This window comes from Paenibacillus provencensis (assembly GCF_042678545.1).
GTDB lineage: Bacteria > Bacillota > Bacilli > Paenibacillales > Paenibacillaceae > Paenibacillus > Paenibacillus provencensis.
This window is the reverse complement of sequence record NZ_JBHTKX010000001.1, coordinates 2,230,460-2,243,259: the sequence shown is the minus strand read 5'-3', so window position 1 is coordinate 2,243,259 and position 12,800 is coordinate 2,230,460. Positions and strand designations below refer to the sequence as shown.

The 12,800-nt window shown below is 47.6% G+C and carries 14 protein-coding genes; 12 read left to right on the top strand and 2 right to left on the bottom strand.

The features are described from left to right. Positions 1–78: 78 nt before the first annotated feature. From ACFQ3J_RS10755 to coaD, 6 genes are all read left to right on the top strand, one after another. A complete protein-coding gene (locus ACFQ3J_RS10755) occupies positions 79–912 on the top strand; it encodes an AraC family transcriptional regulator (RefSeq protein WP_251584432.1) in 834 nt (277 codons plus the stop codon). A 77-nt stretch (positions 913–989) separates the two neighbouring features. Further along, positions 990–1,778 carry an alpha/beta hydrolase gene (locus ACFQ3J_RS10750; protein WP_251584434.1) on the top strand — a complete coding sequence of 263 codons (789 nt, stop codon included), beginning with the start codon at positions 990–992 and terminating at the stop codon, positions 1,776–1,778. 38 nt (positions 1,779–1,816) lie between these two features. Beyond that, positions 1,817–2,467 carry an SGNH/GDSL hydrolase family protein gene (locus ACFQ3J_RS10745; RefSeq protein WP_251584436.1) on the top strand — a complete coding sequence of 217 codons (651 nt, stop codon included), beginning with the start codon at positions 1,817–1,819 and terminating at the stop codon, positions 2,465–2,467. 12 nt (positions 2,468–2,479) lie between these two features. Continuing rightward, positions 2,480–3,373 carry an SMP-30/gluconolactonase/LRE family protein gene (locus ACFQ3J_RS10740; protein ID WP_251584438.1) on the top strand — a complete coding sequence of 298 codons (894 nt, stop codon included), beginning with the start codon at positions 2,480–2,482 and terminating at the stop codon, positions 3,371–3,373. Positions 3,374–3,805: 432 nt separating this feature from the next. Next, positions 3,806–4,423 carry a 16S rRNA (guanine(966)-N(2))-methyltransferase RsmD gene (gene rsmD / locus ACFQ3J_RS10735; RefSeq protein WP_244533147.1) on the top strand — a complete coding sequence of 206 codons (618 nt, stop codon included), beginning with the start codon at positions 3,806–3,808 and terminating at the stop codon, positions 4,421–4,423. Between the two features lie 4 nt (positions 4,424–4,427). Beyond that, positions 4,428–4,946 (top strand): pantetheine-phosphate adenylyltransferase, encoded by a 519-nt coding sequence (gene coaD, locus ACFQ3J_RS10730; RefSeq protein ID WP_091154998.1) that lies wholly within the window; start codon positions 4,428–4,430, stop codon positions 4,944–4,946. Here the strand turns inward: coaD and ACFQ3J_RS10725 are convergent. After that, the gene (locus ACFQ3J_RS10725; RefSeq protein ID WP_091155000.1) at positions 4,921–6,135 is read right to left on the bottom strand and encodes a nucleoside recognition domain-containing protein; all 1,215 of its coding nucleotides are present in this window, start codon (positions 6,133–6,135) and stop codon (positions 4,921–4,923) included. The genes coaD and ACFQ3J_RS10725 overlap by 26 nt on opposite strands. Positions 6,136–6,301: 166 nt before the next feature. Between ACFQ3J_RS10725 and ACFQ3J_RS10720 the strand changes: the two genes are divergently transcribed. After that, positions 6,302–7,348: a SepM family pheromone-processing serine protease gene (locus ACFQ3J_RS10720; protein WP_244533148.1), complete on the top strand. Its 1,047-nt coding sequence runs from the start codon at positions 6,302–6,304 to the stop codon at positions 7,346–7,348. A 137-nt stretch (positions 7,349–7,485) separates the two neighbouring features. Here ACFQ3J_RS10720 and ACFQ3J_RS10715 read toward each other — a convergent pair whose 3' ends face one another. Beyond that, positions 7,486–8,721, bottom strand: coding sequence for a nucleotidyltransferase (locus ACFQ3J_RS10715; RefSeq protein WP_251584440.1), 1,236 nt, complete (start codon positions 8,719–8,721; stop codon positions 7,486–7,488). A gap of 289 nt (positions 8,722–9,010) precedes the next feature. Here ACFQ3J_RS10715 and ACFQ3J_RS10710 point away from each other — a divergent pair, with 289 nt between their 5' ends. The 5 genes from ACFQ3J_RS10710 to ACFQ3J_RS10690 all read left to right on the top strand — a co-directional run bounded on the left by ACFQ3J_RS10710 (position 9,011) and on the right by ACFQ3J_RS10690 (position 12,777). Further along, positions 9,011–9,523, top strand: a complete 513-nt coding sequence (locus tag ACFQ3J_RS10710; protein ID WP_379292779.1) for a YceD family protein — start codon at positions 9,011–9,013, stop codon at positions 9,521–9,523. A gap of 54 nt (positions 9,524–9,577) precedes the next feature. After that, complete coding sequence (gene rpmF / locus ACFQ3J_RS10705; RefSeq protein ID WP_036645943.1) at positions 9,578–9,751, top strand: 50S ribosomal protein L32; 174 nt, start codon at positions 9,578–9,580, stop codon at positions 9,749–9,751. A gap of 453 nt (positions 9,752–10,204) precedes the next feature. Further along, positions 10,205–10,801: a transcription factor FapR gene (gene fapR, locus ACFQ3J_RS10700; RefSeq protein WP_170862471.1), complete on the top strand. Its 597-nt coding sequence runs from the start codon at positions 10,205–10,207 to the stop codon at positions 10,799–10,801. Further along, positions 10,785–11,780 carry a phosphate acyltransferase PlsX gene (gene plsX / locus ACFQ3J_RS10695; RefSeq protein ID WP_251584444.1) on the top strand — a complete coding sequence of 332 codons (996 nt, stop codon included), beginning with the start codon at positions 10,785–10,787 and terminating at the stop codon, positions 11,778–11,780. The genes fapR and plsX overlap by 17 nt, the downstream gene beginning before the upstream one ends. A gap of 1 nt (position 11,781) precedes the next feature. Next, positions 11,782–12,777: a beta-ketoacyl-ACP synthase III gene (locus ACFQ3J_RS10690; RefSeq protein ID WP_091155011.1), complete on the top strand. Its 996-nt coding sequence runs from the start codon at positions 11,782–11,784 to the stop codon at positions 12,775–12,777. Positions 12,778–12,800: the final 23 nt, after the last annotated feature.

Below are 12,800 nucleotides of genomic sequence, written 5' to 3'. Positions count from 1 at the left end.
TATAATATGAATTATATTTTTAAAATATAAGAATTGTTAAGGACTATATAATAATATGGAAGTAGAGGATTGAAGGTTATGTGGCTGAGCAAAGACCATCAGCGATTTTTTATGACAGGGAAGGAGCATCCGCTGCCTCTGTTTATAGAGAGCATAGGAGAGAACAACAATCAGGAGCCGATTGAGAGAGCTGCAGGCTATCCCTGTTATCACTGGCTGCAAACGGTAGACGGCGAGGGAGCATTCTCATTTGAGGGCAGAGCCTATCCACTTCCTAAGGGGACGGGAATCCTGCTTGCCCCTAATGTGCCGCACAAATATAGCGGAAGAGGCGAAGGCTGGTCTACGATATATATTACATTCAGCGGTCCCCAGGCGGCAGCGATCTTATCCTCACTGGATTTGCATGAATCAGCTTATTATCAGTGGAAAGTGAGCTCTGCGCTCCAGACTTATGGCAAAAGAGTTCTCGATTCCATTGGCAGCGATTTTGATCTAACGGGGCTCGATGCTTCAGGAGATATTTATCGATTCTTATTGCTTCTCAAGAAGCATGGAACGACAGGTAATACCCTCTCCTTGTCTCATGCTATGGATCGATTGGCCCCTTTGCTGTCATTTATGGAAGAGAAAATAAGTGATCCCGGTGTAGGGCTTATGGAAATGGCAGAAGTGCTCTCGGTATCTCCAAGATATCTGAATATGATGTTCAAGCAGTCATTTGGTATTACAGCGTACAGTTATTTTATTTTGAAACGGATACGTAAATCTAAGGAGATCATGACTTCAGAGCCTCACCTCACCGTGAAGGAGACGGCGGGCAGAGTAGGCTTCCGTGACGCGAGTCATTTTGTAGCTACTTTTCGGAGAATAGAAGGAATTACCCCGGAGCATTTCCGAACGCTCTACTAAATAAGGGATTGATGAAAACGATTTAATATAGGATGATGAATACAAATCAATCTATTTCTAGCTTGGGAGGGATAGCTGTGCAATCGATAAATCTATGGTCCGGAGAGCCGCCGTATGCAGCCGCTGGACTGGAACAAGATTTTCCCGCATTAACGCCTTATTTGGCCGAAGGAGCTGACAGCTGCGTTATTGTGTGTCCTGGCGGCGGTTATTGTCATTTAGCCGATCATGAAGGCGGACCTGTTGCGGAGTGGCTCAATCAAGCAGGTATTTCGGCCTTCGTCCTTAAATACCGAATTAACCCTCATCGTCAGCCAGCAGCATTGTCTGATGCAAGGAGAGCTGTTCAGTATGTGAGAGCAAACAGCGACAAGTACGGGATTAACCCGAACAAGATCGCGATGCTCGGTTTTTCTGCTGGAGGTCATTTGACTGCAAGTGCAGGAACGATGTGGGTGGAGGGAGATCCTGAGAGCAGCGATCCGCTCGAGCGGGTCAGCTCAAGGCCGGATCGCATTGTGCTGTGTTATCCTGTCATTACAATGGAGGAATACGGTCATCAAGGTTCAAAAGATGCACTCCTTGGCGACAATCCTGATGAGGAATTGGTCAGACAATACAGTGCTGAACGTCAGGTGACGAGCGTGACACCCCCCGCCTTCATATGGCATACCCATGAGGATGCGGCCGTACCGCTGCAGAACAGTCTGGAAATGTCGCTGTCCTTGACCAAAGCAGGTGTGCCCCATGAGCTTCATGTATTTGAAGCAGGACGTCATGGCCTCGGGCTGGCAGAGGAGCTGGCAGAAACGACAGGCCGATGGAAAGGCTTGTGTATATCCTGGCTTAAACAGCAGGGCTGGTAATTTTATCACATTGAATATCTGGATAGGGAGATGGAGATATGAAGCTGGGTCAGGATGATAAGTTAGTCTTTATTGGGGATTCGGTAACGGATTGCGGAAGAGCACGTCCAGTTGGTGAAGGAAGCATGGGTCTTGGCAATGGATATGTACATAATGTGGATGCTTTGCTTCAAAGTGTATATCCGGAATTAAATATTCGTGTACTTAATGTAGGAATAAGCGGGAACAATGTCAGAGATTTGAAAAATCGCTGGCAGGAAGATGTGCTTGATCTACAGCCAGATTGGCTGTCTGTAATGATCGGTATCAACGACGTATGGCGTCAGTTTGATAGTCCACAGCGCAGAGAGCTTCATGTGTTTCTGGATGAGTATGAAGCTACTCTGCGTGAGCTGGTTGCTTCGGTGCGCCCTCAGGTGAAGGGCCTCATCCTGATGACACCTTATTATCTGGAGCCAAATGTAGAGGACCCAATGCGCTCGACCATGGATCTGTACGGAGCTGCTGTTAAGCGTGTTGCTGAAGAATATGATGCCGTATTTGTAGACACACAGGCTGCATATGCACCCATCTGGGATCAGCTGTACCCAGGGGCGATTGCCTGGGACCGGGTACATCCTAACCACACGGGTCATATGGTTCTGGCACGCGCCTTCTTGAACGGCATCGGTTTTGATTGGAATAAATAGAGGAGGGATTGGATGACAGAAGTAGAACTGGTCATTGACGCTAAGGCGAGACTTGCGGAGGGGCCCAGCTGGGATGCAGAAGAGAAGCGCTTGTATTGGGTTGATATCGAAGGCTTCAAGCTTCACATTTATGAACCGGATTCAGGAAGAGATACGGTGCATGAGATGGGACAGCATATTGGAGCCGTTGTTCCCTACGATAGACATCACGTAATGGTTGCCTTGAAAAATGGATTTCATCTGTATGATCTAGCTTCGGGGAAACTTACCCTGCTTCACAATCCGGAAAGCCATAGGGACGATAACCGATTTAATGATGGAAAATGTGATGCCAAAGGCCGGTTTTGGGCAGGGACGATGAGTCTTATTGACAAGAAGAATCAGGGTGCATTGTACTGTCTATTGAATGATGGGCATGTTAGAACTGTGCTTACGGAAGTATCTCTCTCTAATGGCATTGGATTCAGCCCAGATCATAAGAAGATGTACTATATTGATACACCGACAGGCCGCATTGATCAGTTTGATTTTGATCTGGATTCGGGTGAAATTTATAATCGAAAATCCTTGTTCTCTCTACCGGAAGGAACCGGCTTTCCTGATGGTATGACGGTAGATGCCGAAGGTATGATATGGGTGGCCCACTATGGCGGTTCACAGGTATCTCGCTGGAATCCGGACACAGGCAGCCTGATTCAGCATATTGAAGTGCCTGCTTCACAAGTTACTTCCTGCTGTTTTGGAGGAGAAGACCTTGATGAACTGTACATCACGACCGCTCGTAATGGACTTAGTGAAGACAAGCTGGTCGAGACCCCGCATGCGGGCGGCGTATTTCGAGTTAGACCCGGCGTCAAAGGTCAGCCCACTTATCGTTATAAAGATATTAAGTCGAGCGGTATCTAATAAAAGCTGATCCACTTGGCAGTCATTGGTGCCATCCTTTTGTTAAGCCGTAATCTTTAATATTCGTATAACCCGATTGGGACGAGGATCAAGTCTTATCCGATTCATTCTTAATCAAATATGAACAAAAGCCTGCCAGGAAATCCTGACAGGCTTTTATTCGGGCGCCTCTTTCGAGACGCCCTAATCATGGGAGAGGAGAAACCGGACGAAGAGCTTATGGGGAAACGTAAGTCTTCTCCGCGGTTGTCTACGGCACTTTTGATGCCGATAACTACATCATGACCGCCAGCCCTCCAGTTTATACATCGCATGGTTAATATTTTTTACTCTGTGTTTTTTAAGCTTTCGTTATTTTCACATCTTACTTAGATTGTGGTACGATATCGGTGTATAAGGCACTTACAAAGAATGAAACAGGGTGAAATCAACGTGAGAGTAATATCAGGCACTGCAAAAGGTAGACCGCTTAAGGCTGTTCCCGGAACCGGAACCCGTCCAACAACCGATAAGGTTAAGGAAGCGGTCTTTAGTATGATTGGACCTTATTTTGATGGAGGCGTCGTGCTGGATCTGTTTGCAGGAAGCGGGGGCCTCGGCATAGAGTCGCTCAGCAGAGGTTTGGACAAGGCTGTATTTATCGATCTTGAACCGAAGAGTATTGAGGTCATCCGGGCGAATCTGAAGGCAACAGGTCTCGACGGCAAGGCTGAAGTGTTTCGAAATGAAGCAGGCAGGGCACTGAAGCTTCTGTCCAAACGAAATTATAAATTCGATTTGGTCTTTCTAGATCCCCCTTATCGAATGAAAAATGTGGAAGAGTATCTATCCTGGCTTGAAGAACACAATATGGTCAACGATGATGCCATCGTTGTTGTAGAACACGATGCCGATCATGAATACGGAGAGAGAATTGGCTCCTTTGAGCAAACACGCAAATCTACATATGGAGATACGGCAATTACGATATATGAGTATTTTTCGGCCATAGATGTGCATGATGACACGAACACGATATTGAACATTGACGACAACATTCAGGAGGACTAGGGCAATGAATGAAGCAGGACATAAGACGGAGAGAGTAGCCGTATACCCCGGGAGCTTCGACCCTGTTACATTGGGCCACCTGGATATTATTACGCGAGCCTCCAAACAATTTGATCGGCTAGTTGTGGCTGTGCTTAATAATAAGAGCAAGAATCCGCTGTTCACTGTGGAGGAACGTGTTGAGCTGCTGCAGATGGTTACAGCGGACCTGCCGAATGTTGAAGTGGACAGCTTCCGTGATCTAACTGCCAATTATGTAAGGGTCAAGGGCGCACAGGTCATTATGCGTGGAATTCGTTCGGTTACTGATTTTGAATACGAGCTGCAGCTGGCATCACTTAACAAAAAGCTGAACAAGGATGCAGAAACGATCTTTATGATGACCGATCCCAAATATTCGTATCTGAGCTCCAGTGTAGTGAAGGAGATTGCGAGCTTCGAAGGAGATGTCTCCGAGCTGGTACCTGCCGAGGTAGAGGATGCGCTCAAACGTAAGGTTATCGAGAAGAAGAATGGCGGGTAGACTGCCATTTGCCGATACACAAAGAGATGACGATTAGGGTTGCTAACAGTAACACATGGAACAGCCCTAAGGTACCTGCTGCTTGAAGACCTCCTGGAGAGAAATGGGCTTGCGTTAAAGGGTTTTGTTCGGTATTAAGAAAGACAGCTTTTGAATGATCGAGCCAGCTCTGTATTGGGGGCCACAGCAGCAGGACAAGTCCATAGGAAATACCTGCATGCAATATACGCCCTATTGTAAAAATATGCGTGTTTATTCCGTATGGAGCAAGCAGTGCAGTTGCCTGTAAATGTGAGCTGAGCCCTCCCCAGCCGATTGCGGCTGCAAGAAGTGCAAATCCGACCGCATGTGCGGTAATATCGAGTGAACGCATCGAATAAGCTCCAAGGTGAAGCTCAAAAAAAGAGGACCAGATCCATTCAGGAAGAAATGGCGTTACATATTTGCCCAGCAGCCGGATGAACACAGAGAAGATGATCATGTAGCCGCCGGTCATCATTAATACTTGAACCGCATGACTTACCGTATCTCCCAGTAATCTGCCAAAGCTTCTGCCATCCTTTTCTTTAGCCTTCATCATAGCTTCGAGTGCAGACACGGGTTCGGGCTGCTCTTTTAGCTCGCTTATTTTTGTTGTTTTTTTTGAGAAAAGGGTAACTCGTCCGAGCAAAATTCCTGCAATTATACCACTAATCCAGTGAATACATGCTAAAATATACCCGATGGCAGGCGCTTCATAGAAGGCTGCCCCAATAACAACAAACAACGTCATGGGACTTGCAAAATGGGTAATGGAGGCAAGAATGGCAGCGTCTCTTCCCGTGACAAGCTTCTGCTGATACAGCCTGGCAGCTGTGTCTGCGCCTGATGGGAAGCCGCCGGTCATCCCTACAGCCAGACCAAGCCCTGTTACACCGGGTAGATTGAAGCCTTTACGCATTAAAGGTTCTAACAGCACACCGAGTCCATGGGTGAACCCGAAGGCAGTCAGCATTTGCGACAGCATAATAAAGGGCAGGAGAGCGGGAAAGACCATCTTCCACCATATTTGAAGACCTTGCATCGAGGCGTCAAATGCTTCACTTGGAGAAGTGACAACCGCAGCCACGACCAGCAGGGCACTGATACCGAGAATCATCGTTTTTACATAAGAAGGAATGTCTTTTTTACTAGTCATTTCCGAATTCAATGGATCTTCACCCCGATCAATAACTTAGATGGCTGACGAAATGGTAAACAAATTGCTGGTATAGAAGAAAGATAGAATGATATCAGAATCAGCCTGTACATATGCATTTATATGTGATCAGAAGGGAAAGAAGAACAAGCAGTCAAGTAGGGGAGGAGGGCAGCGATTGAGTAATATCACCAAGAGAAGCGGGTTTCGCACCGCAGTATATATTTTAAGTTTGGCTGTCGTTGTGTATGTGCTCGTGTATATGCCGACACCTTATATTGTCACTCAGCCGGGAACGGCGGAATCGGTTAAACCGATGGTAGCTGTGAAGAACGGTGATGAAGAGGAAGAGGGCAAGTTTCTGATGACCACCGTATCGGCCAGCTATGCGAACCTCTCGCTGCTGTTTATTTCAGCATTTAATGAACATGCACAGATCGGCAAGAAGGAAGAGCGACTTGCTGGCAGAACACAGGAGGAATATTCGGCAGAGCAAGTGTGGTTTATGAGTGATTCGCAGTCAGCTGCGATGGAAGCCGCTTATGAACAGGCTGGCATCGCATATGATATTGTCCCGGAATATATCTTTGTACTTGGTCTATCGAAGGATTCGCTTCCCGAAGGAGATATTAAGCCCCAGGATAAAATTTTGTCGATTAACGGAGTTCCTACTCCCGACAATACGGTACTGGCCCAGCAGCTTGAGAACAAGCAGGTAGGGGATAAGGTTGAGGTTCAGCTGGACCGTAAGGGAGAGACCATTACAAGAGAACTGCAGCTTGTTGCCATCAAGGACACTGAAACGGGTGAGACAAGGGCCGGACTCGGCGTAATGATCGGCACCCTACAAACGGTGAAGCCCAAGGACTCTGCACATCAAATTACATTTACCAATACGGAAATCGGCGGACCTTCAGCAGGCCTGATGTTCACGCTGGAAATATACAATCAGCTGACCCCTGGAGATTTGACTAAAGGCCATATTATCGCAGGTACAGGAACCATTGATAAAGAAGGAACTGTCGGGCCGATCGGTGGGGTCGTACACAAGATCGTCGCTGCAGATCGGGAGGAGGCCGAGGTCTTCTTCGTTCCAGAGGCGAATTATGATGAAGCGAAGAAGAAGGCCGAATCCATCAAGACGGACATGGAGCTTGTCCCAGTGAAAACTGCCGACGATGCGCTGGATTACATCGAGAAGCTAAGGGTGAAAACCGAGGTTTAGTGAATATTTAATGTAACGAATATAGATGAGTGCTGCAAATGAATAAAGCCAATCGAACCCGCCTGATTAATGTCAAGCGGGTTCGATTGGTTGTGGCGGCGAATTGTACTGGATGAAAGGCTGAGACCTGACGAAGACTAGATCCGAACAGGGGATTGATAGTAGTCTCTATACATGAATTGCGTGTCAGCAGCAGCACCCATCCCGAGGGCATATAGAGCAGACGCCTGAATATCTCTGGTCAGCTGAGGGTGGCTGAAGGATGAAGGCTTGATAATGACCGGCAGAGTTGCTTTTTTCTTCATTTCCTTGAGCAGGGCTTGTCCTCTGTTATTGAAACCAAGAACTCGAATATAATGCGGTCCCTCGGCCAGTACAGAGGGCATCAATTCCTCTTTGTTATGATGAAGCAGAATATGAATCAGCATTCGTTGGAGCTTGGTCCGTGTATAACGTTTTGTTTTTAACGCTTCAAGGAGAGAATCGACTGACAGCTCCGTGAGCTTGGGAAGCTGATTTAATATGCGGTGCTCAAGCCCTTCGGTCACCTCGGCATATTGGGCCAGCTCTGCTGCGCTTGTGGTCACCAGCTGGGCAAGCAAGATGTCTCTGAAGCACTCCAGGTGAACCGGAGCGCGTCCTTCCTGCCATTCGCGCTGCAGAATGGCAAGTGTAGCTGCCGGCACATAAGGCGCCGCTGCCTCGGGTCCATCGCCGAGGAGCAGCCGGCGGATGGCCGTTGCGCTCGCAATGCTGCCGGGACCTGGCAGCATATCGTGATATCCGGCGCCGGTGCGCTGCGCCGTGAAGGGCAGGATCGCGCTGCCCAGCCGTTTCAGCGCGATCATATAATGCAGCCCAAGTGTATTGTTGGGCTGCTTGAGCAGTGCCAGGGCCCCGGCTACGTCTCCGCCGGGGGCCAGCCCAGCCGCAGCTGCTGCGTAGGCTGCGGGGTAGCTTGCGCCTTGTTGCAGCTGCTGCTGGATGCCCGCAGAGAGCGCCTTCGGCTCGCTCGCGAGGAGATCTGCCAACGCAGCAAGCGGCGCAAGCTCTCCGGATTCGCTGCCGAAGCACAGCGAATCGACAATCCCTGTATGGTGCAGTGTTGCCACAGCACCATGGGCAAACCACTCTGCCGGTCCTACTGCATAAGAGACCGGCAGCTCAAGCACGAGATCGACGCCCATGGCGAGCGCCATCTCGGCCCGGGCCCATTTGCTCAGCATCGCAGGCTCGCCTCGCTGCAGAAAATGACCGCTCATCACAGCGACGCTGGTATCTGCCTCTGTAATTTTTTTAGAAGCTTCAAGATGATATACATGTCCGTTATGCATCGGATTATATTCAACGATCAGGCCCACGGTTCTACTCATAATATAATTCACACTCCCTGTTGCATTCAGTAAGGCATATCTGATAGGTTTATAGAGTCCATTATATCCAAGTTGCAGCAGGTCTGATGAATGAATTACACAATTTGTTCCTGATGATGTGCATGTTGCCTGGATAACTGGATATACAGGGTGTAAAGTTTAAAGTGTTGACAAACCTCTTTCAAAATCGGTATAATGATTTTTGTTTGTTAGACTGTTTTTCAACATAACTAGCGCTGTATTTGAAGCATACTACAAATGTTGTTAAAATGGTTTATCGTCTGGAGTGATGAACGTGGAAATGTCATTTCGCAAGATGGCCTCGGCTGCTGGACCGATGAAGCTTACAGAGTCGCTGGATATCAGCCATCTAATTCGAAACAACAATGAAATCACAGCCGTATCCCCGATGCAGGTGGAGCTCACAATTACTGCATTGCCGGAAGGCGTGGTAGATGTTCAAGGAACGTTATCAGCCGAAGCAGATATGCTCTGCTCTCGTTGTCTAGGAAATGTCCATGAGCATTTAAATATGAAATTCGCCGAGCAGTTCAAGCAAGGAACAGAGCCGGAGGAAGTTGAAGAAGAGGACGATACCTTGTACATGGAAGAGGATACCGTGAATCTGGTTCCTTTTCTGGAGGAGTACTTCCTGCTTCATCTTCCGTTTGCCCCGCTGTGCAAATCGGATTGCAAAGGGCTGTGCCCAAGCTGTGGAACCGACTTGAACGAGAGCAGCTGCGATTGTGACAATACGCCAATCGATCCGCGGCTTGCTGGGCTTAAGGATTTCTTTAAATAAGAACAAGATTATTTCTTTTTCTTAAGGTTTGACTTTGATAAGGAGGTGGGAATTGTGGCAGTACCTCAACGGAGAACATCCAAAACTCGTCGTGACAAACGTCGTACTCACTTTAAATTGGCTGTGCCAGGCATGGTGAAATGTGAACAATGCGGAGAATTGAAGCTTGCTCATCACGTATGCAAAGTGTGCGGAACGTACAAATCTAGAGAGATCATCTCTCAATAATATTTTTGCTCAAAAGTAGCGCTTCATCTATAGCGGATGAAGTGCTATTTTTTTTGCGAAAAAGTAGCGGCCCCTTTCTTTTTGGTTCTACATGTTTTATACTAAGCATTAGTACCTGGTTCTAACCGGTGTTTCTTTTTTATTTAATCCATATTTGAATCAATTTCATAAATCATTAAACAGGTAAATTTGAAACTATATATACCCTTGATATAAGCAGCTAAAGGTACTATGAAATTGATTCATTTTTATAAAGTTTGCGTACATACGAACACAGATGGGTGATGAACAATTCAGTCGCTCAATGACTCCTGAGATAGTTATATTAAGAATTGTCCACCTCACGAGGTAAAGAGCTGTACGCTGGTGTCATATAGATTGGACTTGAATCTTGAATATAAATTAATGGGTCTTTGAAGTCACATAAGCGGGGGGTGCTTGATCATAGAACGAATACCGAAGCGACAACGACAGCAGCAGCTAACTCAAATGATTGAGGATAACCCTTTTATCACCGACCAAGAGCTGACAAGATTACTTAAGGTGAGCATTCAGACGATTCGACTGGATCGGATGGAGCTCGGCATACCTGAACTTCGTGAGCGGATGAAGCTGATGGCTGAGAGATCGTATGATCAAGTGCGCTCATTGCCTTTGCATGAAATCATCGGGGATATTGTTGACCTTCAGCTGGATAAGAGCGGTATTTCCATTTTTGAGATTAGAGAAGAGCATGTATTTTCAAGAACAGGAATAGCACGTGGACATTATGTATTTGCACAAGCCAATTCACTTGCTGTTGCTGTCATTAACGATGAGATTGCGCTGACCGCTTCTGCGGACATCCGGTTTGTAAGACCGGTGCATCTAGGAGAGAAGTGCATTGCGAAGGCATATGTGCGTTCCACTCCCGAGCAGAAGGGCAAAGCCAAGGTAGAAGTGTTTGCATATGTCGGTGAGGAAATGGTGTTTCAAGGAAACTTCGTCATTTACCGATCCGCCGGGCAAGATAGTGACGAAGGGGGAGTTCATCATGAAGATCGTCATTGATGCAATGGGAGGCGATCATGCACCGGAAGCGACAGTCCAAGGTGCAGTGCTTGCTGCAAAAGAATGGAACGATACGGAGATCGTACTTGTCGGCGATGAAGCCAAGATTAATCCTTTGCTGGGCGCAGATCGTCCATCGGGTATAACCGTAATTCATGCTTCAGAGGTCATTGGTTCAGATGATGAGCCGGTGAAGGCGGTTCGGCGGAAGAAGGATGCATCTATGGTTGTTGCGGGGCGTATGCTTCGCGAAGGACAAGCGGATGCCATGATCTCTGCCGGCAATACGGGAGCGCTCATGACGACAGGACTCCTTGTCGTTGGCAGAATGGAAGGCATCGAGCGTCCGGCTCTGGCCCCGATGATTCCTACGATCGATGATCGTGGAATGCTTGCTCTGGATCTCGGCGCCAACATGGATGCCAAGCCTGAGCATCTGGCTCAGTATGCACTTATGGGAAGCTTGTATCGGCAGAAGGTGCATGGAATTGATAAGCCAAGAGTAGGACTCTTAAATGTAGGTACTGAAGAAGGCAAAGGAAATGAGCTCACCAAGCATACTTTTCCGCTACTGAAAGAGCTGCCTATTCATTTTGTTGGCAATGTTGAATCAAGAGAAGTGCTGATGGGCGGATGTGATGTACTGGTATGTGACGGATTTGCCGGCAATATCATGCTGAAGACGCTTGAAGGCACGGCTGCGGGCATTTTTTCTTTGTTAAAAGAGCAGTTCTCCTCGTCGCTTAAGAGCAAGCTGGCAGCTGCAATGCTGATGCCGGAGCTGCGTGCGCTCAAGGGCAAGCTTGATTATAAGGAGCATGGAGGTGCACCGCTGCTTGGCCTTAGTCGTCTAGTCGTGAAGAGCCATGGCTCTGCCGATGCGAATGCAATTAAAAATGCGGTGCGTCAGGCAAGGCTTGCCATCTCCAACCAGTTGGTTGAAAGTATATCTAAGGAAATTAGCGGGAGAGTTGAGTGACATGAAGAATACACATTTGCGTCCAGTCGGTGTCATTGGGACAGGGAAATACGTACCGGAACAGATTCTGACGAATCATGATATGGAAAAAATGATGGAAACCAGTGACGAGTGGATTGTCTCCCGTACGGGTATTCGCGAACGTCATATTGCGGCCCCTGAAGAAGCGACCTCGGATCTTGCATACGAAGCTGCCAAAGCGGCTGCTGCATCTGCAGGGATTTCACCAAGCGATATTGAGTTGATCATTGTTGCTACTATAACTCCGGATAGTGCGTTTCCATCAACGGCATGCATTTTACAGGATAAGCTGGGAGCCAAGGGTGCTGCTGCGTTCGATTTGTCTGCAGCCTGCTCCGGCTTTGTATACGGTCTGGCTACTGCAACAAGCTTTATTCAAACAGGAATGTATAATAACGCGCTTGTGATTGGTGTAGACTGCTTGTCTCGCATTACGGATTATACAGATCGAAATACGGCTGTTCTGTTTGGAGACGGAGCAGGCGCCGTCATCTTGGGAGAGGTTCCTGAAGGTCGTGGATTCAAATCCTTTGATCTGGGTGCAGAAGGTGCCGGCGGGCCGCTTCTTAACATCCAAGCAGGAGGTTCGAGACTGCCTGCATCTGAGACTACACTAGCTAACAAACAGCACTACATTTATATGAACGGTAGAGAAGTATTTAAATTTGCAGTGCGAGTAATGGGAACCGCAACGATTGATGTTCTGGAAAAAGCAGGTTTAACCAAAGAAGATGTCGACTTGTTCATTCCGCATCAAGCCAATATTCGTATTATTCAGTCTGCTATGCAGCGTCTTGAGCTTCCTGAAGATAAAGTCGTCATTAATGTTGATAAATACGCGAATACTTCCGCCGCCTCGATTCCATTAGCATTGGTGGAAGCTGCTGAAGAGGGCCGGATGAAGGCAGGAGACACCATTCTAATGGTCGGATTCGGCGGCGGACTCACTTGGGGAGCCTCTGTGCTGGTGTGGTAATAGCTTGCCATGCACACATTTCG